We start from the raw sequence: 23,131 nt of genomic DNA, 5'->3' as shown, positions 1-23,131 counted from the left end.
AGGGGACTGGATTGCGTGACAGCGATTCCGAGCCGGGCTCACAAGATGCGGACAGGCGGGCCCTTTGCCGTACGGCTCACAGGTGTTGCCAGGAATGGCCGCTCCACCGACTTCACTCTGGCGAACGGGCGAACCACCCCAGATGCCGGAGATGTCCGACAGAGTGAAGAAAGGGGCGTCATCCTTCAGTTGACCAGAATCGTGCGCAAGCAGTGCGGTTGGCAACGTCTCCCCCGTTGTCGATCTTGCGCCTACACCCTAGGGCCGGTCGGGTCCCAGGCCAAGCCTTGCAACTGTGACTTCGTTTCCCGTGGTTCCAACTAGACTCGAAGGGCGAATTCGTGCAGCATGTTTCGGCTGCGAATCAATGACTGGCTGCCGCTTCGGCGGTCACGGGGGCGAGTTCAATCACCAGAGGCGTACGTGCTGCCGCCCTCGGGACGGTCATTTCTCAACTGTCCATATGTGGCTGCCTCTTCGGCACACATTCTCCCCAGGGCGGACCCCTTACGTGACCCATCCTGTCGATCCGCACCAACCGGGCCAGCCGCACCATCCGGGCCCGCCGGTCGGCCCCGGCCACACTCCCCACGGCCAGCCGCACCAGATGCCGCCCGCGTACCCGACTCCCGGTGCGCCCCCGACCGTGCCGCCGTACGGTGCCCCGGTCCAGCCTCCGCAGGCGTACGCGCAGGGACCCGCCCAGCCGCCTCCGGGGCAGCCGCCCTACCAGCCGGTTCCACCCCAGCAGTTCGCGCCGCCGCCGCAGTATCCGCAACAGCAGCATCCCCAGCAGCACTACCCGGCGCCCCCACAGGCGCCTCAACCCCCCTACGCCACGCCTCAGATGCCGCCTCAGGCCCCCCACCACCCGCTGTACGCGGCTCCGCAGGCCCCGGCGTACGCCCAGCCGCAGGCGCCCTACGCGCCGCCCACACAACCCACACAGCCCCAACAGGGCTACCCGCCGCCCCCTCAGCCGCAGTCAGCCCTTCCGCAGACGACGCAGTACGCGCAGTACGCACCGCCTCCCGCCGCCCCCACCGCCGCCATCGGTGCCGCGAACGCCCCTGCGTACGCCCCGCCGGGGACCCCCGAGGTCCGCCGGGGTGCCGACTCCTCGTCCGTGACCACCCTGCTGCTCAACATCCCCCTCTTCCTGGGCAGCCTGCTGGTGATGATCCTGATATCGCTGTCCATGCCGAGCGGCGTGGACGTGGCGTTCGTCGTCGCCTGGCTGGCATCGGGTGCCCTGGTGTTCAACCGCCCGACCGAACGGGGCCTCGCGAAGCTGTACTTCAAGATGCGCGAGCCCCTGGCCAGCGAACTCGCCGTGCTCCAGCCGCTCTGGGACGAGGTGACCCAGCGGGCCGGCGTCGACGGGTCCAAGTACGACCTGTGGATGGAGGACACAGACGAGCTCAACGCCTCGGCCGCGGCGGGCCACATCGTCGGTGTGACGCGCGGTGCCATGCGCAACCTCCCGCCCCAGCATCTGGCAGCCGTACTCGCCCACGAGCTGGGCCACCACGTCGGCGGCCACGCGTGGGCCGGACTGCTCGGCCACTGGTACGCCCTGCCCGCCCGGCTCGTCATGAGTGCCCTGAGGCTGGTGATCCGCGTCATCGCCGCGATCTCCGAGTTTCTCGCGGGGCTCTTCGTGCTGTTCCTCGGCGTACTGGCCATCGGTCTGCTGTTCACCTTCCCGGCCGCGCTCGCCCTCTACGCCGTACCGTTCCTGCTCGCCTGGTCCGGGCGTCAGAGCGAACTGCGGGCCGACCGGTTCGCGGGCCTGATCGGCTACGGCCCCCTCCTGGTCACCGTGTTCACCGCGTGGCACGCGGAGGGGGCCGACGACGCCCGCCGAAAGCAGCGAACGATGGCACGCCTCATGTCCACGCACCCGCCGTTCCACAAGCGCATACGCGCGATCGAGACCTTCGTCGCCTGACCGGCCTGGAGCCCTCCCATGACGATCGAGAACACCGAGGCCGGGCCGCTCGGCCCGTATCTGAGACTCTTCGACCCCGGCCAGCGCGTCGGTTGGGTCTACCGCGACCCGGAGTCGCTGCGTCAGCCCTTCGTCGAAGCCGAGCCACAACGCCAGGAGCTGGACGGCAGCTACGAGAACCGCATACAGGCCGCCCGACTGGACCGCAAGGATCGCATCAGCTCCGCGCTGAGGATCGGTACCACCGTCGCGGTGGTCTTCTACCTGCTGAGCCTCCTCTTCACGGTGATGCTCACCATCGGTGGTGTCATCGTCGGCATCCTGGTGGTACGTGCCCTCTATGCCTCGGTGCGGCTCTCCGTCGCCACCCGTGCCCGCACCGCCCAGGAGAAGGCGCTGGAGGAAAGGTTCCAGCACGACTGGCAGTCATGGCACCAGCGCTGGACTCATCACGAGGCACAGCAGACGCAGTGGGTCTCCGGCCTGGACGCCTGGGGCGCGCTGCCTTTCGGAGCGGACACCCGGCGGCTGGACGTCTTCGGCGGCAGCCAGCGTGGGCGCGAGGGCTTCCTCACGGTGTTCGGTGCCTCGACACTGCGCGAACGGCCGCTGATCGTGCTGGACCTGACCCAGGCCATGGTGTGCCGCGAGTTGTCCGTGCTCGCCGAGGCGGGCGGCGTGCCCGTGGACGTGCAACTGCTGCCCAGCCGTATGACGGAGAGCGGCATCGTGGGCGGGCTCGCGCCCCACGAACTGGTGCAGGCCCTGGTCGAGGCCATGCACGGGGACAGCCCCGAGTCGGACCGGGCCGAGCGTGCCGTGTACACCCGGATCCTCACCCAACTGTGCGGCGCGTTGGGCTCAGATGTGTCCCTGGCGCGGCTCGGTGCCGGGTTGCGGGTCCTGGTGGGTGAGGCCGACGACGCCAAGGCGCTGAGCAGGGAGGAGCGCAACCGCATCGCGGACGATCTGTTCAGCGACAAGAACAAGGACCAGATCCGGGACAGCCTCTTCCGGCTGGCCTCCTTCGTGCACCCGCTGGAGCAGCTGGGAACGGCCCGCGAGGGGCGCGGACCCGGCTATCTGACATGCGTCGCCCTCGACTTCGGGGCGGGTTCGGCGAGTACGGAGCTGCTGGCCGACCTCGCCGTGCAGAGCGTGATGCGGCGGCTCTCCTCCTTCCAGGAGGAGGCCCCGTGCGTCGTCGTGATGCTCGGCGACCAGGGCCTCCAGCGACGCCACCTCGAACAACTGGCCCAGCTCTGCGAACGGCGGGGCGCCCAACTCACGCTGGTGCACTCGCATCTGAGGGAAGCCGGCGAGGAACTCATCGGCGGCGGAACGGTCGCCTTCATGCGGCTCGGCAACCACCAGGAAGCCACGGTCGCCGCCGACTTCCTGGGCCGCCACCACTCCTTCGTCCTGCACTCGCTGACGGACACCGAGGGCCGGACCGTCAACACGTCCGTCGCCAAGACGATCGGCTCCTCCACCAGCCGCGGCACCACCACCAGCCACTCGGAGACGTACGGCCGGAACTGGGGCAGCAGCAGCTCCACGACCTACCAGGGCTGGTTCAACCCGCTCTCGACATCGGACTCCACCAACTCGGGCGGCAGCTACAGCGAGACGTACGGCACCTCCACGAGCGTCACCCACACCACGAACGAGTCCACCACTCACACGACCGGCGACAGTGACAGCACGAGCCTGGCGACCGGGCGGCAGCGCGTCTACGAGTACGCCCTCGAACCCACCCAGCTCCAGTCGCTCGCCGAGTTCAACCTGCTGGTGGTGGAACGGCAGCCCGGCGGTGCCGTGCAGGTGCACGCCGCCGACTGCAACCCCAACGTCGTCTTGCTGGACCGGGTGAGCACGCAGCCGTTGCCCCGCTTCGACACCCTGCCGCACCACACCCCCGCCGCCGCCATCACCGCCGAGCAGGCGCCTCCGGAGCCCCAGCAGCAGTACTACCCGCCGGTGCAGCAGCCCGAGGCACCGCAACAGCCGTACGCCGGAGCGCCCCAGCAGCCGTACGCCACCGCTCCTCAGGCCATGCCGCCCCATCAGCCGTATGCCCAGGCCCCGGCCCCCCAGTGGTCGTCGTCACCTGGTCAGGCGGCAGACCCCCGCGCCTGGGGCATGCCCCAGCAGCCGGCCCCGCCGCAGCAGCCCCCGAGCGGCTGGACCCAGGGGCCGCCGCCGAACTGGCCGGGCCGGCAGTAGCCGCGGATTCGCGACGGACACAGCAACCCAGGAGACGAGGCGCGTTCCATGGCCCACCTGATCGCCGGCCGCAGCCCACGGCAGGTGCTCGACGAGCTGCTCGCGCTCAAGATCATCGGCTGGCCGGGGCGCTGGTCCGCGATGCCGGAGGACGAGGAAGACCTGAAGCAGTGGTACGGGGGCCTCAGCTGGGAGCCTCTCTGGCACCAAAACCCCCTGCAGTACGTGCGTACGGCGCCCGGCGGACGCTTTCGCTTCCTCCGGCACGGGAAGGCCAGACAGCCGGTCACGTCCATCAGTTCGACCGTCTGGGCGGTCCGCGGGGAGACGCTCGACGAGAACCCACGACTGCGCGATGTGGCCTTCGAGCGTTCGCAGGCCTACGCGGACGCCATCACCGCGGAGTTGGGAACGCCTTCGCGGCAGGGCGCACTGGACTCCCGCGACTTCCCCGTGGTGCCGCGGCACGCTCCCCGAGGCGGCGCACCACGACCCCAACGCCTGGCGCTGTGGCACCTCGACGGCCCGGGATCACCGCTGATCGAACTCACCGTGTCGCTCGGCATGGGCTCCGAGGAACGGGCTTGTCTCGCGAGCATGCGGATCGAACTGCACTGCCACCGCGCAGAGGATCACCGTTGACACAGTCTTCGAAAAACGTCTGCGAGAAAGGTCTTCGAGAAAGGTGACAGGTAGTGGCGGCCGCGAGAAGTAGCCGGACTCCCACCCAACTGGCCGACGACATCCGGGCACTCGAGCGGGTGCACTGGCCCACGGTGTGGGCGGGACCGCCCGCTCCGGGCCGTCCGCTGGAGGACTGGTGCGCCCAGTTCGGCTGGAAGCCGCGGTCCGCCGAGTGGGTTCTGGATGTCACCGGTTCCACCGGGCAGGGCATGGTGCTCTACCCCGTCCAGGAGCGTGGCTGGGCGCCGGTGCAGCTCGTCAGCTGGACCCCTTGGGGGCTGAGCGCCGACAACACCTCCGAGAACGACGCCGTCCTCGACCGGGCGGCCGACGCCTGGAGCGCCTACGAAGCGGCCCTCCGGCCCCTCCTCGGTGAACCGGAGTACTCGGGCGCCTGGGACGACCCGGACTTCCCCGAGCCCTGGCACGAGCACCACTGGCTCATGCCCCGCGATCTTCGGCTGGAGGACATGAGCCCGTACCGGATCACGATCTGGCGGGAGCGCCATCCCGAGGACCGCGTCACCGTGCTCAAGGTGAACCTGGGCACCGCACTCGAACCGGGCGAACTGCGAAGGCCTTTGATCAACATCAACTGCCGCCCGCCCGAGATCTGATCCGCACGACATCGCGGCGCCGTGGTCAGATGGCGCGGGGTGTGGCCGGGCGCCAGATCCGCAGGTCGAGCTGTGCGGCTTCGCCTTCGTAACCCCGCTCCAAGAATCCGCCTTGCATGAAGAGCCCGATGGCGGGAGCGGGCTCGCCCGCCGAGGGCCATATCGCCACGCAGTGGGTGTCGATCTTGAAGTACAGGCCCTGGCTCCGGCTCTTCCACTCTTTCGGGTACCCCGATCCGTAGGGGTGACCGCAGTACCCGGGTTCGCCCAGGATCTCGGTGGCGGCCGCCACGCAGTCCGTCCACAGGGCGTCCGCGGGGTCGAGCACGTTCCTGTGGTGGCGCGAGGAGGGCCTGGAGCTGATCCTCCAGAGCTTGGCCTCCAGCCAGTTCACGCGTGCGGGGTATCGGAGCACCGGAGGCAGCCACAAGGGGAGGCCCTCCCGCGTGGTGACGGAGACGCATTCGGACCTGTCGATGCCTGACACGGTCCAGTCGAGTCGCCGCGCCCAGCGCTCCAGTTCGTCGACCGAGGCGAATGCCCGGTTCCACTGGTGGGCGCCGAAGATCGCGTCCCAGTCCCAGGTCGAGACCGCTCTCAGCTGTGTGGCCACGTCCTGCCAGGTCGTGTCGGGCTTGTCCACCGGGTCCGGATCGCCGAAGAATCGCCGGGTCCCTGGGGCTTCTCCCTTGGTGGTGACGTGGATGACCTTCTCCACCTCTGCGTCGCTGTCGTCCAGGACGATGCGTGCGGGGTCGTGCAGGTTCAGGTCGACAGAGTGTCCGCCGTAGGCGTCGGCGTAAACCTTGAGGGCGATCACGGCGGACCCGGGCTCCGACGGATTCCACACGGCCAACCGGTAAGGGTTGTACCGCCGCCGCTTGTCAGGGGATCCGCCCCTCCTGCCGAAGCTGACGGGAAACCCGGCGTCGTCCCAGGCGCCGTCCCATGTCGGCGCGCCGAGAACACTCCGAGCGGCCGCCAGGTACTCGCCCCACGCCGTGGCCGCCTCAGCCGCTTCCCTGTCGTGCACCCCCCTGTGCCGGTCTGGATCGCCGCCGGTCCAGAGTCGGTGGGAGGCCCGGGCGTAATCCTGCGAATGGGACGCCGCGGTCTCCAGGTGATGCCGCTTCCCGGTGCGCGTCTGCACTGTTATCGGCCCCCAGTCGTTGGTGCGCCACCGGAAGTCGATCACCTTCCAGTCGAACTGGGCGAGCCACGCGGGGTCGGGCTCGTAGCCTCCGCCCGCTCCTGGCCAGACCTTCCGCCAGTCGACTTCGGTCAGCACGGCGAGCTCCGTCGCCAACTCCTGCGGTGTCGTGTGGACCTTTGGGCCGGATACCGGCTCGCTGTTCACAACCGACAAGGAAATCAACTCCCTCGGTACGGAGGCCGAACTTCGACGACCGATCCTCACGCTCGCCGACCCCCGTCGCCATTATCGTCTCTATGACGATAAAGTCTAGATCATGTACAGCCCGGAACCGCAAGCACCGTCCGGCCCCTGCCGGGTGACGGATGACCAACTGGTTCAGCATGCGGCGGACCTGGCCGTCGGCTGGGTCTCCGCCGGCCCCCTCCTTGTCCAGGGACCGACAGGACCGAGGGTGGCAGTTGGTCGCTCTGCAGCACTCCGGCTCCGGACACATGGAGATGCACGCCTGGGAAGCAGTCGAGACCTGGGAAGTTCGACTGGCCGAGACGCTCGCGACGGCCGACGACTCCGGCGAAGGCCGCGCCCGAATCGGCAGGGCGAAGGGTGAGGCGGCTTCCCAGATGCGCGACATGCTCCTCGCCGGCATCCGCACAGCGGAACACCTCAACCCCCAACGGGAGGAAGCACGCCGCGCCGACCCCCGCGCCGACCTACGCCGCTTCATCAGTCGCAACGAATGAACTTGGAACGGGCTCCCAGACCGAGCCGACACCCGCCGATGCGAGGGGCAGGCTCAGCTGTCACGCGCCGCAGGGCAGGGGGAATCCCGGGCCGGCCTGACAGCACCGACACACGAGAAACAGACGCAGACGCACACATGCCGACGATCGCCGCACCCCGCGACCAACACGCCGCCGCCCAGGCGGTGCTGGGCACGCCCGTCTGGGCGGGGGGCTGGGGCACCGACGGCTCCCGGAGGCCCCTGGCCGCGCGTACCGGCGCGACGAGGAACTGGCCGCCTCGGCGCGTGGATGGCCCGGCACCGGGCTGATTGTCAGGGCCACTCACGCCTGCCTGGCGTCGTCACCAGAACCGGCCGCCGATCTGGCGCCACGCCGGCGACTTGCCGTTCTCGTAGGGCTCGATCACGCCATCCTCACCCCCGGTGTCACCCCAGTAGCGAAGATGACCGTGGAACTCATGGTCCGCACCACCCACCCCCGCCGACAAGCCCCGAAGTCGCTCGTCGACCTCGAACGACTCGACCCCGGGATCGCTCACACGCAAGTACTTGATGGCCCACGGACGCCCCTGGTCGTCAGTGCCCGCGTCAGCGTCCGGAACGAGCACCCAGTGGGCCCGGGTGACCAGTTCGGCCAGCTCCGGCTCGTCCAGTCCGTACGGCGCGACCTGGAACCCTCCCGGGAAAGCGTCCTGGTCGATCAGTTCCCACAGTTGTGCGAGGGGGACTGGTGGGCGCAGTTCGATGGTCCCCGCGACGTAGAAGTCAAAGGCCATCGGTGCTCCCTTCGTTGAGGCATTTCGGTGGTGTCGGTCGGAATCCCTGCCCCGTCCGCCCGGGCTACTGGCTTCGGCTGATGAAGGCACGCAGCTCGGCGCGGGGGTCGATGGAGTTGATCCAGGTCCTGTTGAGCTGTTCAGCCGAGCGGGTGCCGGAGAGAAGCATGTCGCGCATCTGCGAGACCGCCTCGCTCCTCGCCACAGCGACGCGGCCGCGCGCCTCCTCGGAGTCGTCATCGGCCGCCAGTACCTGAACCAGATGTTGCTCCCAGGCCCCGACGCGGCGCCAGGCGTGCATCTCGCCCTGCGCGGACCCGGCGTACTGCAGACCGACCAGATCCCATCCTTGGTTCTGCGACAAGGGGGTGCCGGCGGAGACCCAGCTCGTGGCCATTTCCGCTGCCAGCTGGGCCAGTTCCTCGTCGGTCGTCTCCGAGGCCTGAGCGGTGGGTCGTGAAGGCACATGGTTCACGATCTCGAGATTATCGTCGATACGACGATAATGGCAAGGTGCGATTTTCTGCGCCCGCACGGCGCCACGCCTCCCTCAAGCGGCACGCACCCCGGCGGCCTCTCGGCACGACGACCGGACAGCGCACCCGGTTCGCACCTGTGGCAGTTGGGCGTATCCCAGGGCCACACAAGCCGCCTGCAGCAACCACAGCAACTGCCGCCGGGCCACCAGCATCCGGAGCCAGGGCTCGGCATGGGCGGCTGACGGACCAAGGCCGCCTTCTGCGGTGAGCGCGGTCGGCCCTGGTTCAGGCCCGCTTCGGCCCCGTGGCCGTCTCTCCGATCACGAACCCCTTGGCCGGGCCCTCGGGAATGACGACCTCGGTGCCGTAGGGGACGCGATGAACGTCCTCCCAGTCGGCCTTGTCGGGGCGAGGCCCGGTGAAGAGCGTGACGGCGCCCTCGCCGTCGCAGTCGTCGATGGTGACGTACACCGGGATACCTGCGCGGGCGTACTCGCGCCGCGTGCGCGGCGAGCCGCAGCCGTCCCACCCCCCTTCTTCACCCGGTCCCGGTCTATCTGGTGCAACAACGCCAACTGGGCGAGTACGACGCCCTGTTCGACCGCCTCGCGGAAATGGCCCTCGCCCCTGTCGACGTATCGTTGGCCCGAAGCACGCTCCGTGAAGGACTCGCTGGCCCTCATCCAGCATGTGCTCTACACCCTCTGAGGAGGCACGGATGCCCGAACTGACCTGGCAGAAGTCGTCGTACAGCGGCGGGCCGGAAGGCAACCGCCTCTACGTAGCCACCGCCCCCGACGGCACCCTCCGCCTCCGCGAGAGCGACACCCCCCACATCACCCTCGGGACCGACCCCCACGGCCTGTCGCAGCTCCTCCTGCACATCAGGTCCAGGGCGACCTGAGCCGTTCCCTCCGTGGCGTGCGGCCCCACGGCCGCACAAGCCTTCTCAACATCCGGGACGCTCCCACATTCAACAACCCATGGCTTATCCTCACGCCTACGCGCACAACTCCCCCTCCAGCCCCACCTGCGTTGTAGCGCCCCTCCTCCCCCATGCCGACACCGTTCGTACCGTCCCCATGGGCCGCCGAAAGGGCCGCAACCATGACCGAGGGTTCCTCTGCCCGGCGGGCAAGAGCGATCAGACTCCGCCGCAGACGTGGCCGCACGCGCACCACAGCCCTCGCCACCGCGCTCACCGCCGCCACCGGCACCGTCTACGCGCTGACCGCCGAAGCGGCCTCGACCTGCGCTTCCCCCACCTTCAAGCGGCAGATGTACGCGAACACCACCTTCTCCGGTACGCCGAAGAAGACGGACTGCGACGCGACGATCAGCGAGAACTGGGGGACGGCGGCGCCCGCCAAGAAGCTGCCGAAGGACGGATTCGCCGTCCGCTGGACCCTCACCCGGGACTTCGGCTCCGGCGGCCCCTTCACCCTCACCGCCACCGCCCGCGACGGCATCCGCGTCCACGTGGACGGCGAACGCGAGGTGAACATCTGGAAGAACGTCTCCTCCACCCAGCGGAAGACCGTCGACATCACCCTCCCGCCCGGCGAGCACACCCTCCGCGTCGACTACGTGAACTGGACCGGCGCCGCCGACATCACCTTCACCTACACCCCCCGCACTCCCACGCGACACCCGCGCACCCACCACCCGTACAGCCATCACCCGTACAACCAAATCCCCATTCCAGCAGTCTGATCGTCGGCGGCGACGTCCCCGGCCGCCGACGATCAGAGACACACGCTTCCAGCACCCCAGGACCCCAGGACCCCCGAGGACCTCAGTGACCCCACCCAGACGTACGACGGCCGCCACCGCGGCCGTCGTCGTGCTCGCGACCGCCGGCGGTCTGCTCGCCGCGACCGTCGCCCCCGCGTCCGCAGCCGTGACGTGCGCCTCGCCCGTCTTCAAGCGGCAGTTCTTCGCCAACACCTCCTTCTCCGGCACCCCGAAGAAGACGGACTGCGACAGCGCCGTGGACGAGAACTGGAAGACGGGCGCCCCGGCGTCCGGCCTGCCGAAGGACAACTTCGGTGTCCGCTGGTCCGTGACCCGCGACTTCGGCTCCGGCGGCCCCTTCGCGTTCTCCGTCTCCGGCCTGGACGGCATCCGCGTCTACCTCGACGGCAAGCGGAAGATCGACCTCTGGAAGAACGGCACGACGGCCGTCTCCAAGACCGTCAACCTGACGATCCCGTCCGGCAAGCACACCATCCGCGTCGACCACGTCCACTGGACCGGTTCCGCCAAGGTCAAGTTCACCTACACGCCCCGTACCTCGGCCGACATCGACAAGGTCAAGCCGCTCGCCCCCGCCGGCTTCACGGCCGCCTACTCCGACACCACCCAGCAGGCCCGGCTGAGCTGGCGGAAGAACGCCGAGGCGGACCTGGCCGGATACCGGGTGTACCGGCGTGTGGCAGGCACCGCCACCGGCTGGCAGATCCTGCGCACCCTCGGTGCCACCACCACCTCGTACACCGACACCCCTGCCGCGACCGGGGAGACGTACGAGTACCTGGTCAGGGCGTACGACAAGGCCGGCAACCACTCCGCCGAGACCTCGACCGCCTCCGTGACCAGCGTCGCCGTCGTCACGCCGACCGGCCTCACCGCCACCGGCACCGACACCGGGATCAACCTGACCTGGGACGCCGTGCCCGGGGCGGTGAAGTATCGGGTGGTCCGGTCGTATTCCTCGATCGACGGGGGCCCCAGCAGCTGGCAACCCACCGGCAACTCCCTGACCGACACCGGTGTGACCCGATCCGCCCGGCACGAGTACCGGGTCGCCGCGATCGACGCGAGCGGCCGGGTCACCGCCTACAGCACGGCCAAGGCCGCCCGCCGTCTGGTGGCCGCGCCCACCATCGGCAAGGCGTTCCCGGGCGCCCGTGCGGTCACCGTGACCTGGGACGCGGACTCCAGGACCGGCGGCTCCTACATGGGCTACCGCGTCTACCGCGCCACGGGCACGAGCACCACATGGGTCGAGGTGACCGACCGCTGCCGCTGGACCGAGCGCGACCTCGCCGACGGCACCGACCAGTACCTGTGCACCGACTCGTCCGCGGCCATCAGGACCTCCTACCGCTACGCCGTCAGCGGCTTCGACAGCAACGACAAGGAGGGCCCGCGCAGCGGCGAGGTGGCGGCCACCACCGGCAGCGACAAGCAGGCGCCCGCGGCTCCGGCGTCCGTGACCGCGACCGTCGAGGACTGGGGCACGACCCTGACCTGGTCGCAGGTGGCCGACGCCGATCTCGACGAGTACACCGTGTGGCGGGGCACGACCGTCGACGGCGTCTGCACGGGTACCGAGAGGCTCGACTCCACCCGCGTCACCGAGACGACGTGGCGGGACGTCGATGTCGCGGACGGTGAGAACCTCTGCTACGTCGTCCGCCCGGTCGACTTCGCCGAGAACCTCGGCGCGGGCACCACGGTCCAGGTCACCGAGCACGATCTGCGGCCCACCGTGGAAACGCCGGCCGGGGCCACGCACGCGGCCTACGCGTCGCTCTCCGCCCTCGGCAATGTGCAGGTGAGCGGCTGGTCGCCCGCGGGCACCGAGGACTACGCGTCCTTCCGGGCCGCCCGCTGGAACCCGGGGACCGCCACGTTCGACGCGCTGCCGGACTCCGAACCGCTCCACGACGAGAACGTCCCGACCGGCACCTCCCTGTGGTACCAGGTCGTCGGCGTCCGCGAGGACGGGAGCACCTCACTGCCGGTACTGGTGAGCGTGGCCGTACCACCGGCCTCCTGACGGAACGCCGAAGGGCCCGGAGGGTTCGACATGAACCTCCGGGCCCTCACGCGTACTTGGGCCGGTCAGTCGGCGGACGTCTGCCGCCCCTTCGGCCGCCACACCACCAACGCGCTGCTCTGCTGCATCTCCTGATACGGAACCAGATCGCGCCGGTACGAGGCGTGGACCGCGGCCTCGCGCTGGCGCATGGTCGCGGCGGCGCCGTCGAGGGCGGCCTCCATCTCGGCGACCCTCGACTGGAGGGCGGCGACCTGGTTCTCCAGCTCGATGATGCGCTTGATGCCGGCCAGGTTGATGCCCTCGTCCTGCGACAACTGCTGGACGGTACGCAGCAGTTCGATGTCACGGGCCGAGTAGCGACGGCCGCGCCCGGCGGTGCGGTCCGGGGAGACCAGGCCGAGACGGTCGTACTGACGCAGGGTCTGCGGGTGCAGACCGGAGAGCTGGGCGGCCACCGAGATGACGTACACCGGTGTCTCTTCCGTCAGCTCATAAGGGTTTCGACGGCGGCCGTCCATCACATTCATGCTCCCTTCGCGGCCTGGAACAGCTCCGCCCGCGGGTCCTCGCCCGCGGTCGCCTCGCGATACGCCTCCAGCGCGTCACGAGCCTTCCCCGACAGGTCCTTCGGGACACTCACCTCGACGGTGATCAGCAGGTCCCCACGGGTGCCGTCCTTGCGGAAGGCGCCCTTGCCCCGGGCCCGCATCGTACGGCCGTTGGGGGTGCCCGGGGGCAGTTTCAGGGTGACCGGCGGTCCGCCCAGGGTCGGGACCCGGACCTCGCCGCCGAGCGCCGCCTCGGTGAAGGTCACCGGGACGGTCACCGTGAGGTTGTCGTCCTTGCGGCCGAACACCGGGTGCGGGTCGACATGCACGACCACGTACAGGTCGCCTGCCGGGCCGCCCCGTTCACCGGGCGCGCCCTTGCCGCGCAGCCGGATCCGCTGGCCGTCGGAGACGCCCGCCGGGATCCTGACCTGCATGGTGCGGGACGACTTGGCGCGGCCCGACCCCTTGCAGATGTCGCAGGGGTCCTCGGCGATCAGGCCCCGGCCCTTGCAGTCCGGGCAGGGGTCGGTCAGGGAGAAGCCGCCGCCGGAGCCCCGCGCGACCTGGCCGGTGCCGACGCACGTCGGGCACACCCGGGGGGTGCCGTTGGCGTCGCCGGTGCCCGAACAGGCCTTGCAGGGCGACTGCGAGGACATCCTGAGCGGTACGGTCGCGCCCTCGATGGCCTCGGTGAAGCTCAGCGTGACCTCGGACTCGATGTCCTGACCGCGCCGGGGCTGCACCCGTGTGGTGCCGGAGCTGCCCCGGTTGAACAGGCCGCCGAAGACATCGCCGATGCCCCCGCCGAAGCCGCCCGCCTGTCCCCCGCCCTGGGCGCCGCCTCCGAAGAGGTCGCCCAGGTCGAAGTTGAACGAGCCGCCGCCGGCGCCGGGCCCCGGGCGGAAGCCGCCGTTGCCGAAGAGGGCGCGGGCCTCGTCGTACTCCTTGCGCTTCTTGGGGTCACCGAGGATGTCGTTGGCCTCGGAGATCTCCTTGAAGCGCTCCTCGGCCCTGGTGTTCCCCTTGTTGGCGTCCGGGTGGAACTCGCGGGCGAGCTTGCGGTACGCCTTCTTGATCTCGGCCTCGGTGGCGTCCTTGGGGACGCCGAGGACCTTGTAGTAGTCCTTCTCGATGAAGTCCTTGGTACTCATCCGCGACGTCCCTCCTTCCACTCACCGTGCATGCCGCTCGCGCCTGTGGCGTCAGCCCTCGTCCGGGCCACCGCTCTCCTTGTCGTCGGCACCGGAGGCGCCCTCCGCGGTCTCCGAGGAGTCCGCCTTGGCGGCCTGCGCCCCCGGCTGGGGCTCGGCCACGGCCACCCGCGCGGGGCGGATGGTGCGCTCGCCGATGCGATACCCCGGCTGGAGAATCGCCACGCACGTCGTCTCGGTGACGTCGGGCGCGTAGCTGTGCATCAGGGCCTCGTGGATCGTCGGGTCGAAGGGCTCGCCCTCCTTGCCGAACTGCATGAGTCCCATCTTCGCCGCGACGGTCTCCAGCGATTCGGCGACGGACTTGAAGCCGCCGACGAGTTCGCTGTGTTCACGTGCGCGGCCGATGTCGTCGAGCACGGGCAGGAGCTCGGTCAGGAGGTTCGCGATGGCGATCTCCTTGACCGTGATCCGGTCGCGCTCGACCCGGCGGCGGTAGTTCTGGTACTCGGCCTGGAGCCGCTGGAGGTCCGTCGTGCGCTCACCGAGCGCCGTACGCACCTGGTCCAGCTGTGCCGTCAGACCGGCCACCTGGGCCGTCGCTGCCGCGTCCCCGGCCGGGGCCGCCCCCTCCTGGGGGGCGGCCTTCGGCTCGGCGTCGTCAGAGCCGGAGGGGACGTCGGGCTGCTGCGGCTGACCTTGCGGCTGCTGCTCGTCGAAGCCCGGGGTCTCCTCCGTCACGCGGCACCGTCCTTGCGCTCACGGTCCTCGTCGACGATCTCGGCGTCGACGACGTCGTCGTCCGCCTTGGCGTCACCGGCACCGGCCTCGGGGCCACCCGCCGCCTGCGCGGCCTGGGCGTCCGCGTACAGGGCCTGGCCGAGCTTCTGCGAGACGGCGGCGACCTTCTCGGTGGCCGTACGGATCTCGGCGGTGTCCTCGCCCTTGAGCGCGGCCTTCAGCTCCTCGACGGAGGCCTCGACCTCGGTCTTGATGTCGCCGGGGACCTTGTCCTCGTTGTCCTTGAGGAACTTCTCGGTCTGGTAGACGAGCTGCTCGCCCTGGTTGCGGGACTCGGCGGCCTCGCGGCGGGCGTGGTCCTCCTCCGCGTACTTCTCGGCCTCCTGGCGCATGCGGTCGACCTCGTCCTTCGGCAGCGAGGAGCCGCCGGTGACGGTCATCTTCTGCTCCTTGCCCGTGCCGAGGTCCTTCGCGGTCACGTGCATGATGCCGTTGGCGTCGATGTCGAAGGCGACCTCGATCTGCGGGACACCGCGCGGGGCCGGCGGCAGACCGGTCAGCTCGAACATCCCGAGCTTCTTGTTGTACGCCGCGATCTCGCGCTCGCCCTGGTAGACCTGGATCTGCACGGAGGGCTGGTTGTCCTCGGCGGTGGTGAAGATCTCGGACCGCTTGGTCGGGATCGTCGTGTTCCGCTCGATGAGCTTGGTCATGATGCCGCCCTTGGTCTCGATACCGAGGGACAGCGGGGTCACGTCAAGGAGCAGGACGTCCTTGACCTCGCCCTTGAGGACACCGGCCTGGAGGGCGGCGCCGATGGCGACGACCTCGTCCGGGTTCACACCCTTGTTGGCCTCGTTGCCGCCGGTCAGCTCCTTGACGAGCTCGGCGACGGCGGGCATACGGGTGGAACCGCCGACGAGAACGACGTGGTCGATCTCGGAGAGGGCGATGCCGGCGTCCTTGATGACGTTGTGGAACGGCGTCTTGCAGCGCTCCAGCAGGTCGGCCGTCAGCTGCTGGAACTGGGCCCGGGTGAGCTTCTCGTCCAGGTGCAGCGGGCCCTCGGCGGACGCCGTGATGTAGGGCAGGTTGATCGAGGTCTCGGTGGACGAGGACAGCTCGATCTTGGCCTTCTCGGCGGCCTCGCGCAGACGCTGCAGGGCCATCTTGTCCTTGGCGAGGTCCACGCCGTGGCCGGCGCGGAACTGCTGCACCAGGTAGTCGACGACACGCTGGTCCCAGTCGTCACCACCGAGGTGGTTGTCGCCGTTGGTGGCCTTCACCTCGACGACGCCGTCACCGATCTCCAGGAGCGACACGTCGAAGGTGCCGCCACCGAGGTCGAAGACGAGGATCGTCTGGTCGTCCTTGTCCAGGCCGTAGGCGAGGGCGGCGGCGGTGGGCTCGTTGACGATGCGCAGGACGTTCAGGCCCGCGATCTCACCGGCCTCCTTCGTCGCCTGCCGCTCGGAGTCGTTGAAGTACGCCGGGACGGTGATGACCGCGTCCGCGACCTTCTCGCCCAGGTAGGCCTCGGCGTCGCGCTTCAGCTTCTGCAGGATGAAGGCGCTCATCTGCTGCGGGTTGAAGTGCTTCCCGTCGAGCTCGATCTTCCAGTCCGTGCCCATGTGACGCTTGACGGACCGGATCGTCCGGTCCACGTTCGTGACCGCCTGGCGCTTGGCGACCTCGCCGACGAGCACCTCGCCGTTCTTGGCGAAGGCGACGACGGACGGCGTGGTCCTGGCGCCCTCTGCGTTGGTGATGACGGTGGGCTCGCCGCCTTCAAGAACGCTGACGACGGAGTTAGTCGTGCCCAGGTCGATGCCGACCGCACGTGCCATTTCAATTCCTCCAGCAATGACTTGAGTGGAACGGACTCAAGTGTGCACGACACCCACCGATGGGTCAACAGACCTGAGTCGAGGAGGCTCAAGTCTTATGTTTTCCTTATACGCAACCGGGCGCTGACCTGGAGATATACGACCACACGAGCGCCCCAAAGGGGCGCGGAGAACTGCGCGACCAGCCCCCACCGACCCGCGCGTACCCAACGACCCGAAGGCCCCACCCCCCCTATCCCACCCACCCACGCCTACCCAGCTCCGCCGCCTCCTGCCGACGAAGCCGTTGCGGCCGGGACGAGACGCTGGGGGCGCGCCCTCCCGGGATGGGCCGGACGGCCGGGGCACGGTGGACGCCCGTGGAGACGGGCCGCGCGGCGGCCGGAATCGAGCGCGTGGCGGTACGGGTGGCATGGCCGGAGGCCTGCGCGGAGGTGAGCGCACCCCGGGGCGGACCCACCGGCACGAAGAGCATCCCCAGGACCACCACCCCGGTCGCCCCCGCCACCCACCACGCGAAGTGCGGCTCCGTCCACAGCATGTGGATGGCGAGGCCGACACCGGTGGAGCCCGCGGCGCACACCCCCAGCACGATCACCACCCCCGGCGGCGTGAGCCCGATCCGCCGCAGCCGGTGGGCGAGATGATCGGGCCCGCCGCGCCACAGCTCCCGCCCCGCCCGCTTCCGCGAGACCAGGACGAGGACGGCGTCGGCGGTCGCGAGGGCCGTGAGGGCGAAGGGCGCCCCGACACCGGCCCCGTACCCGACGGCGTACACATGCAGCACACCCCCCGCGAGCACGAAGCCCACGAACAGGGCCCCGCAGGTGCCGAGCACCACGCGCGCGGGAGGCCAGTTGTGCATCAGGAACCCGGTGAGCGCGGCGGCCAGCACGCTGAACAGTGTCGCCAGACCGTCCATGACCTCGGCCGCCGCGCACCCGCTCAACGCGAACGCGGTGACCGCCCCGACCACCCCGAGCACCCCGTCGGACCGCCCCATCCCCTTGAACCCGTGCACCACCAGCGCGATCCAGACGATCCCCATCAGGCCGCCCAGTACGCCCAGTTCGCGGTACGGCACGACCAGCGCGGCGGCGACGACCACGCCCGCCGCCCCCACCACCGCCGGCAGCCGCCACACGTCACCGACCAGCCCGAGCACCCCGAGCCCGGCCCCCACGACGATCAGCCACCCCGCCTCGTCCCCCAGCGGAGCGACCCCGCTCCACTCCCCCACCCATGCCACGGCCCCCACCCCGGCCATCACCGCGAGGCCCCCGAGCAACGGCACCCGCCGCCCCCGCCGCCGCTCCACGACCCCCAGCCGCAGCGCGGGCACGCGTACGGCCGCCGAGAGGACGGCGGTCAGCAACAGGGCGGAGGCAGCGGCAAGGATTCCGTACAGCACGGATCCAAGTTAGGGGTGAATGTCACAATTTCTGATGAGTAACACGATTATTTTGAAATGGCACGTTCGTCCAGAGATGGACGGGACCGCACTCAGGCAACCCTCAGCGACGCAGATCACCGCCCCCCTGGCTACAGTGCGGCAGAAGAACTGGGTAGTCTCAGACGGACTGCATAAGTTACTGCTTAGTAATGATCTTGGTAAGGATCTTCGAGGCGCCCGGCAGGCACCCCGGAGGAAAACCCTCGCAGGCCCGAGGAGCCCTCAATGCAACTCGCCGCGATCATCGTGTCGCTGGTCCTGACCGTGGTCGGCGTGGCGCTCATCACCCGAGCCGTGGCGCAGATCTACCGGTTCGTGAAGCTCGGTCAGCCGGTACCGGCGGGCAGCCGCACCGACGATCCGAAGGCGCGCACGATCACCCTGGTCAAGGAGTTCCTCGGCCACACCCGGATGAACCGGTGGGGGATCGTCGGCTTCGCGCACTGGTTCGTCGCGATCGGCTTCCTGACGCTGCCGCCGACCCTCGCGCAGGCGTACGGCCAGCTGTTCCAGGCGGACTGGACGCTGCCGGTGATCGGCGGCTTCCTGCCCTTCGAGATGTACATCGAGTTCATCGGTGTGATGACGATCCTCGGCATCCTCGTGCTGATCGCCATCCGGCTGCTGAACCTGCCCTCCCGGGCCGGCCGCAAGTCGCGTTTCGCGGGCTCCAAGGCCTGGCAGGCGTACTTCGTCGAGTACGTCATCCTCACCATCGGCCTCGCGATCTACACGCTGCGCGGCCTCGAGGGCGCCATCCACCACGTGGACCACTACGAGGCCGGGTACTTCGCCTCGTACCCGCTGGTCCTCGCCTTCAAGGACCTGGACCCGAGCACCCTCCAGACCCTGATCTACTTCACCGCGATGATCAAGATCGGCACCTCGCTGATCTGGATGATCACGGTCTCGCTGAACACCAACATGGGTGTCGCCTGGCACCGCTTCCTCGGCTTCCCGAACATCTGGTTCAAGCGGAACGCCGATGGTGCGACGGCGCTGGGCGGTCTCCAGCCGATGACCTCCGGCGGCAAGCCGATCGACTTCACCGACCCCGGTGACGACGACGTCTTCGGTGTCTCCCAGGTCGAGCAGTTCTCCTGGAAGGGCATCCTTGACTTCTCGACCTGCACCGAGTGCGGTCGCTGTCAGTCGCAGTGCCCCGCCTGGAACACCGGCAAGCCGCTCTCCCCCAAGCTGCTGATCATGTCGCTGCGGGACCACGCGCACGCCAAGGCGCCGTACCTGCTCGCGGGTGGCGGCAAGACCATGGAGGGCGAGGAGAAGGCCTCCGAGGAACAGCTCAAGGACGTGCCCGCCGCCGCGCTCGCCGAGGCCGAGCGCCCGCTGATCGGGACCGTCGAGGAGAACGGCGTCATCGACCCGGACGTCCTGTGGTCCTGCACCACCTGCGGCGCCTGTGTCGAGCAGTGCCCGGTCGACATCGAGCACGTCGACCACATCGTCGACATGCGCCGCTACCAGGTGATGATCGAGTCCTCGTTCCCGTCCGAGGCGGGCACGATGCTCAAGAACCTGGAGAAGAAGGGCAACCCCTGGGGCCTGGCGAAGAAGCAGCGCCTGGAGTGGCTCAAGGAGGTCGAGTTCGAGGTCCCGGTCGTCGGCAAGGACATCGAGGACCTCTCCGAGGTCGAGTACCTGTACTGGGTCGGCTGCGCCGGCGCCCTGGAGGACCGCGCCAAGAAGACCACCAAGGCCTTCGCGGAGCTGCTCCACATGGCGGGCGTCAAGTTCGCCATCATGGGCGGCGACGAGAAGTGCACCGGCGACTCCGCCCGCCGCCTCGGCAACGAGCCCCTCTTCCAGGAGCTCGGCATGGAGAACGTCGCCGCGCTGAACATGGCCTTCGGCGAGGACGACGAGGACGAGTCGACGAAGAAGCCCAAGTCGGCCAAGAAGATCGTCGCGACCTGCCCGCACTGCCTCAACACCCTCGGCAACGAGTACCCGCAGCTCGGCGGCGACTACGAGGTCATCCACCACACCCAGCTGCTCCAGCACCTCATCGACGAGGGCAAGCTGATCCCGGTGACCCCGGTCGAGGGCCTGATCACCTACCACGACCCCTGCTACCTGGGCCGGCACAACAAGATCTACACGCCCCCGCGCGAGATCATGTCCGCCGTCCCGGGCCTGCGCCAGCAGGAGATGCACCGCCACAAGGAACGCGGCTTCTGCTGCGGCGCCGGCGGCGCGCGGATGTGGATGGAGGAGCGGATCGGCAAGCGCATCAACAACGAGCGTGTGGACGAGGCGCTGTCGCTGAACCCCGACATCGTCTCCACGGCCTGCCCGTTCTGCCTGGTCATGCTCACGGACTCCGTGAACGGCAAGAAGAACGACGGCAAGGCCAAGGAGTCCATCACGGTCGTCGACGTCGCCCAGCTCCTCCTGGAGTCCGTCAAGACGCCCGTTCCGGACGAGGACGAGCCCCCGGCGGGCACGGCGGAGCCGGAGAACGAGCCGGAGCCCCAGCCGGTGAAGTAGCCGGCCAGGACTCACCCGTACGTACGACCGACACCCCCGGACCTCACCGCGAGTCCTCCGGGGGTGTCTCCCGTCTCCCGGCGATCTCCATCACCTCGGGAGGCAGGTCGCCCTCGCCGTGCACCATCATGAACGGCTCCTCCTCGAAGTCGGGGTGGAGCGAGAACGCGTCCTCGATGTCGACGCCCTCGATCTCGTACACGTCGTACCGGGTCGGTTCCTCGGTCCGGGTCTCGTCCCAGCCGTCCCCGCCGGTGTCGTCACAGGGTGCGTCGGTGACCGTGCCCACCTTGGCGCCGACCGTGAACTCCCCGCTGCCCATGGCGTGGTACTGACGGCCCTCGTACTCCACCACGAACGCGCACGACGCCGAGCCCTCCCCACCCCCGCTCACCGCCGTACAGCCGACGGCCAGCGGGGTCGTCACCAGAGCGGCCAGCGCGGCCCGTACCCGGGAACCGATCATCGTCAGGTCTCCATGTCAGCTCGGTCAGCTCGTCCGCGGTCCTGCGCACCTCGGACGCACGACCCCCGCCGAACGTTCGGCCCGCCTGTCGGTCACTCGCACCCACCAGGGCGTATCGGAGTAAGAGTGGCTCGGCGCCTCACGCGTTCCACCAGCCTCGGAAAATCTTCAGAATCCCAGAAGTCCCGTACAACCCTCCCCCACCTCCATCGGTCTCCTGTTCGCCAACTTCCCCGTGAACACCCGGAAAACTCCGGGCAAACGCGGACAGGAAGGGCACCCCATTGACTGCGGACGCCTGCCAGGTGTCCGCATGCAGCAGGAGATTCCCGCATGCACAAGCACCTGCGACTCGCCCTCGCGACGGCCTCCGCGGCCGCGCTGACCGGCGGTCTGCTCACCTTCTCGGCCGTGACGGCGACGGCGGCCGACTCGGTCCACCACCCGGTGGCCGACTTCAACGGCGACGGCTACGGCGATGTCGCGTACTCGGCCGGCAACGCCACCGTCGGCGGTGCGACGGGCGCCGGCCAGATCGTCGCCCTCTACGGCTCGGCGAGCGGTGTGACCTCGTCGAAGCGCGCCACGATCAGCCAGAACACCACCGGCGTGCCCGGCAGCGCGGAGAAGAACGACGGCTTCGGCTGGGTCAGCGCGTACGGCGACTACAACGGCGACGGCTTCGACGACCTGGCCGTGTCCGCGCAGACCGAGGACGTCGACGGCGACACCGACGGCGGCACGGTCCTCATCGTCTGGGGCTCGGCGAACGGCCTGTCCGGCGCCACCACCGTGAAGGACCCGGCGGTCTCCTCCCACGACTACTGGGGCACCGCGCTCGCCTCCGGCGACTTCGACGGCGACGGCACGGAGGACCTCGCGGTCGGCTCCTCGTCCAACCGCGTCTACGTCTTCAAGGGCGGCATCAGCAAGTCCGGCACGGCCGCCGGCCGCTACAGCTTCACCACCGACATCCTCTCCGGCAACGGCACCGGCACGCTGGTGCTCTCCGCGGGCGACGTCAACGGCGACAAGCGGACCGACCTCGTCGTCAACGGCTACGAGACCGACGGCACCTACCACTACAACACCAACTGGTACGTGCCCGGCACCGCCTCCGGCCTCAGCGCGTCCGGGGCCCAGGAGCTGAAGCGCGGCATCATCACCGGCATCGGCGACATCAACGGCGACGGCTTCGGCGACATCGTCACCGGCCAGGACTGGGACCCGTCGAAGGACGGCAGCCAGCCCTCCGTGCCCGAGTCCTCCACCGGCGGCAAGGTGCACGTCGTCTACGGCACCTCCGACGGTCCGGGCACCACGGTCGCCGTGACGCAGAACAGCGGCAACGTGCCCGGCTCCTCCGAGCGCGGCGACTGGTTCGGCAGCGAGCTGTCCCTCGGCGACATCAACGGCGACGGCAAGACCGACCTGGTGGCCGGCGCCCCCGGCGAGAACCTCGGCGGTGTCGTCAACGCGGGCGCCCTGACCGTCCTGTACGGCTCGGAGTCGGGCCTGAACACGACCTCCGGCTACCAGTACTTCGCCCAGTCCACGGCCGGCGTCCCCGGCTCGGACGAGACGGACGACCTGTTCGGCAGCGACGTCAAGCTCACCGACGTCACCGGCGACGGCAAGGCGGACGTGACGGTCGGCGCGTACGGCGAGAACGACTTCAACGGCTCCCTGGTCTACCTGCCCTCCGACGGCACGAAGATCACCACGACCGGCTCGCGCTCCCTCGCCCCGTCCGCGGTCGGCGTCTCGACGTCCGGCCAGCCGGTCTTCGGCGCGAACGCGGCGAACTGACGACGGCCACCGACGAAGGCCGAGGCTGACGGCGGCCGACCGCCTCACGCACACCCCGGGCCTGCGTACACCCGGATCGGGCCCGCATCCACACCTACCGGATGCGGGCCCTCCGCACGACGAGGACGCGACGCCCGCCCGCCCGCCGAACACGCGGACGACGGCGACACGGTCCGGGGGATGCCGC

Annotated in this window: 20 protein-coding genes; 10 read left to right on the top strand and 10 right to left on the bottom strand. The window is 69.4% G+C overall.

The annotated features are described in order from the left end of the window. Positions 1-847 precede the first annotated feature (847 nt). The 4 genes from ABT147_RS24840 to ABT147_RS24825 are packed head-to-tail and all read left to right on the top strand — an operon-like array spanning position 848 to position 5,478. A complete protein-coding gene (locus ABT147_RS24840; protein WP_351409758.1) occupies positions 848-1,951 on the top strand; it encodes a M48 family metalloprotease in 1,104 nt (367 codons plus the stop codon). An 18-nt stretch (positions 1,952-1,969) separates the two neighbouring features. Further along, positions 1,970-4,177, top strand: coding sequence for a hypothetical protein (locus ABT147_RS24835; RefSeq protein WP_351409756.1), 2,208 nt, complete (start codon positions 1,970-1,972; stop codon positions 4,175-4,177). A gap of 48 nt (positions 4,178-4,225) precedes the next feature. Beyond that, positions 4,226-4,819: a hypothetical protein gene (locus ABT147_RS24830; RefSeq protein WP_351409754.1), complete on the top strand. Its 594-nt coding sequence runs from the start codon at positions 4,226-4,228 to the stop codon at positions 4,817-4,819. 53 nt (positions 4,820-4,872) lie between these two features. Continuing rightward, entirely contained in the window at positions 4,873-5,478 is a 606-nt protein-coding gene (locus tag ABT147_RS24825) for a hypothetical protein (RefSeq protein WP_351409751.1), read from the top strand. Positions 5,479-5,503: 25 nt separating this feature from the next. Here ABT147_RS24825 and ABT147_RS24820 read toward each other — a convergent pair whose 3' ends face one another. Continuing rightward, positions 5,504-6,835, bottom strand: a complete 1,332-nt coding sequence (locus tag ABT147_RS24820; protein WP_351409964.1) for a hypothetical protein — start codon at positions 6,833-6,835, stop codon at positions 5,504-5,506. Between the two features lie 290 nt (positions 6,836-7,125). On the opposite strand from ABT147_RS24820, the gene ABT147_RS24815 reads away from it, so the two are divergent. Beyond that, positions 7,126-7,374 carry a hypothetical protein gene (locus ABT147_RS24815; protein ID WP_351409750.1) on the top strand — a complete coding sequence of 83 codons (249 nt, stop codon included), beginning with the start codon at positions 7,126-7,128 and terminating at the stop codon, positions 7,372-7,374. Positions 7,375-7,717: 343 nt separating this feature from the next. Here the strand turns inward: ABT147_RS24815 and ABT147_RS24810 are convergent, their stop codons facing one another. From ABT147_RS24810 to ABT147_RS24800, 3 genes are all read right to left on the bottom strand, one after another. After that, positions 7,718-8,152, bottom strand: coding sequence for a hypothetical protein (locus ABT147_RS24810; protein ID WP_351409747.1), 435 nt, complete (start codon positions 8,150-8,152; stop codon positions 7,718-7,720). Between the two features lie 64 nt (positions 8,153-8,216). Further along, the gene (locus ABT147_RS24805) at positions 8,217-8,687 is read right to left on the bottom strand and encodes a hypothetical protein (protein WP_351409745.1); all 471 of its coding nucleotides are present in this window, start codon (positions 8,685-8,687) and stop codon (positions 8,217-8,219) included. Positions 8,688-8,916: 229 nt separating this feature from the next. Beyond that, positions 8,917-9,102, bottom strand: coding sequence for a hypothetical protein (locus ABT147_RS24800; protein ID WP_502983151.1), 186 nt, complete (start codon positions 9,100-9,102; stop codon positions 8,917-8,919). Positions 9,103-9,349: 247 nt separating this feature from the next. Here ABT147_RS24800 and ABT147_RS24795 point away from each other — a divergent pair, with 247 nt between their 5' ends. The 3 genes from ABT147_RS24795 to ABT147_RS24785 all read left to right on the top strand — a co-directional run bounded on the left by ABT147_RS24795 (position 9,350) and on the right by ABT147_RS24785 (position 12,415). Beyond that, entirely contained in the window at positions 9,350-9,535 is a 186-nt protein-coding gene (locus tag ABT147_RS24795) for a DUF397 domain-containing protein (protein WP_351409742.1), read from the top strand. 203 nt (positions 9,536-9,738) lie between these two features. After that, the gene (locus tag ABT147_RS24790; protein ID WP_502983150.1) at positions 9,739-10,344 is read left to right on the top strand and encodes a PA14 domain-containing protein; all 606 of its coding nucleotides are present in this window, start codon (positions 9,739-9,741) and stop codon (positions 10,342-10,344) included. Between the two features lie 85 nt (positions 10,345-10,429). Further along, entirely contained in the window at positions 10,430-12,415 is a 1,986-nt protein-coding gene (locus tag ABT147_RS24785; protein ID WP_351409740.1) for a fibronectin type III domain-containing protein, read from the top strand. 65 nt (positions 12,416-12,480) lie between these two features. Here the strand turns inward: ABT147_RS24785 and ABT147_RS24780 are convergent, their stop codons facing one another. From ABT147_RS24780 to ABT147_RS24760, 5 genes are all read right to left on the bottom strand, one after another. Then, positions 12,481-12,936: a heat shock protein transcriptional repressor HspR gene (locus ABT147_RS24780; RefSeq protein ID WP_351409962.1), complete on the bottom strand. Its 456-nt coding sequence runs from the start codon at positions 12,934-12,936 to the stop codon at positions 12,481-12,483. A 5-nt stretch (positions 12,937-12,941) separates the two neighbouring features. Then, entirely contained in the window at positions 12,942-14,120 is a 1,179-nt protein-coding gene (gene dnaJ / locus ABT147_RS24775; RefSeq protein WP_351409737.1) for a molecular chaperone DnaJ, read from the bottom strand. Between the two features lie 51 nt (positions 14,121-14,171). Then, on the bottom strand, positions 14,172-14,861 hold the full coding sequence (gene grpE, locus ABT147_RS24770; protein WP_351409735.1) for a nucleotide exchange factor GrpE: 690 nt from the start codon (positions 14,859-14,861) through the stop codon (positions 14,172-14,174). Next, a complete protein-coding gene (dnaK, locus tag ABT147_RS24765; protein ID WP_351409732.1) occupies positions 14,858-16,708 on the bottom strand; it encodes a molecular chaperone DnaK in 1,851 nt (616 codons plus the stop codon). Before dnaK ends, grpE begins: the two co-directional genes overlap by 4 nt. A 232-nt stretch (positions 16,709-16,940) precedes the next feature. Then, positions 16,941-18,119 carry an MraY family glycosyltransferase gene (locus ABT147_RS24760; RefSeq protein WP_351409730.1) on the bottom strand — a complete coding sequence of 393 codons (1,179 nt, stop codon included), beginning with the start codon at positions 18,117-18,119 and terminating at the stop codon, positions 16,941-16,943. Between the two features lie 267 nt (positions 18,120-18,386). Between ABT147_RS24760 and ABT147_RS24755 the strand changes: the two genes are divergently transcribed. Continuing rightward, on the top strand, positions 18,387-20,669 hold the full coding sequence (locus ABT147_RS24755) for a heterodisulfide reductase-related iron-sulfur binding cluster (RefSeq protein ID WP_351409727.1): 2,283 nt from the start codon (positions 18,387-18,389) through the stop codon (positions 20,667-20,669). A gap of 43 nt (positions 20,670-20,712) precedes the next feature. Here ABT147_RS24755 and ABT147_RS24750 read toward each other — a convergent pair whose 3' ends face one another. Then, positions 20,713-21,135, bottom strand: a complete 423-nt coding sequence (locus ABT147_RS24750; RefSeq protein ID WP_351409725.1) for a DUF6281 family protein — start codon at positions 21,133-21,135, stop codon at positions 20,713-20,715. 333 nt (positions 21,136-21,468) lie between these two features. Between ABT147_RS24750 and ABT147_RS24745 the strand changes: the two genes are divergently transcribed. Next, the gene (locus ABT147_RS24745; RefSeq protein WP_351409723.1) at positions 21,469-22,944 is read left to right on the top strand and encodes an FG-GAP-like repeat-containing protein; all 1,476 of its coding nucleotides are present in this window, start codon (positions 21,469-21,471) and stop codon (positions 22,942-22,944) included. Positions 22,945-23,131: the final 187 nt, after the last annotated feature.

Origin of the sequence: Streptomyces sp. NPDC001868 (genome assembly GCF_040297125.1) — a bacterium.
Taxonomy (GTDB): domain Bacteria; phylum Actinomycetota; class Actinomycetes; order Streptomycetales; family Streptomycetaceae; genus Streptomyces.
The sequence above is the reverse complement of the archived record's forward strand: the minus strand, read 5'-3'. Positions and strand labels throughout refer to the sequence as shown.

Excerpts from the sequence above, each read along its gene's own strand:
- ABT147_RS24840 (WP_351409758.1), top strand. The coding sequence starts at position 848 with ATGCCGCCTCAGGCCCCCCACCACCCGCTGTACGCGGCTCCGCAGGCC.
- ABT147_RS24835 (WP_351409756.1), top strand. The coding sequence starts at position 1,970 with ATGACGATCGAGAACACCGAGGCCGGGCCGCTCGGCCCGTATCTGAGA.
- ABT147_RS24830 (WP_351409754.1), top strand. The coding sequence starts at position 4,226 with ATGGCCCACCTGATCGCCGGCCGCAGCCCACGGCAGGTGCTCGACGAG.
- ABT147_RS24815 (WP_351409750.1), top strand. The coding sequence starts at position 7,126 with ATGGAGATGCACGCCTGGGAAGCAGTCGAGACCTGGGAAGTTCGACTG.
- ABT147_RS24810 (WP_351409747.1), bottom strand. The coding sequence starts at position 8,152 with ATGGCCTTTGACTTCTACGTCGCGGGGACCATCGAACTGCGCCCACCA.
- ABT147_RS24795 (WP_351409742.1), top strand. The coding sequence starts at position 9,350 with ATGCCCGAACTGACCTGGCAGAAGTCGTCGTACAGCGGCGGGCCGGAA.
- ABT147_RS24790 (WP_502983150.1), top strand. The coding sequence starts at position 9,739 with ATGACCGAGGGTTCCTCTGCCCGGCGGGCAAGAGCGATCAGACTCCGC.
- ABT147_RS24780 (WP_351409962.1), bottom strand. The coding sequence starts at position 12,936 with ATGGACGGCCGCCGTCGAAACCCTTATGAGCTGACGGAAGAGACACCG.
- dnaJ (WP_351409737.1), bottom strand. The coding sequence starts at position 14,120 with ATGAGTACCAAGGACTTCATCGAGAAGGACTACTACAAGGTCCTCGGC.
- dnaK (WP_351409732.1), bottom strand. The coding sequence starts at position 16,708 with ATGGCACGTGCGGTCGGCATCGACCTGGGCACGACTAACTCCGTCGTC.
- ABT147_RS24755 (WP_351409727.1), top strand. The coding sequence starts at position 18,387 with ATGCAACTCGCCGCGATCATCGTGTCGCTGGTCCTGACCGTGGTCGGC.
- ABT147_RS24750 (WP_351409725.1), bottom strand. The coding sequence starts at position 21,135 with ATGATCGGTTCCCGGGTACGGGCCGCGCTGGCCGCTCTGGTGACGACC.
- ABT147_RS24745 (WP_351409723.1), top strand. The coding sequence starts at position 21,469 with ATGCACAAGCACCTGCGACTCGCCCTCGCGACGGCCTCCGCGGCCGCG.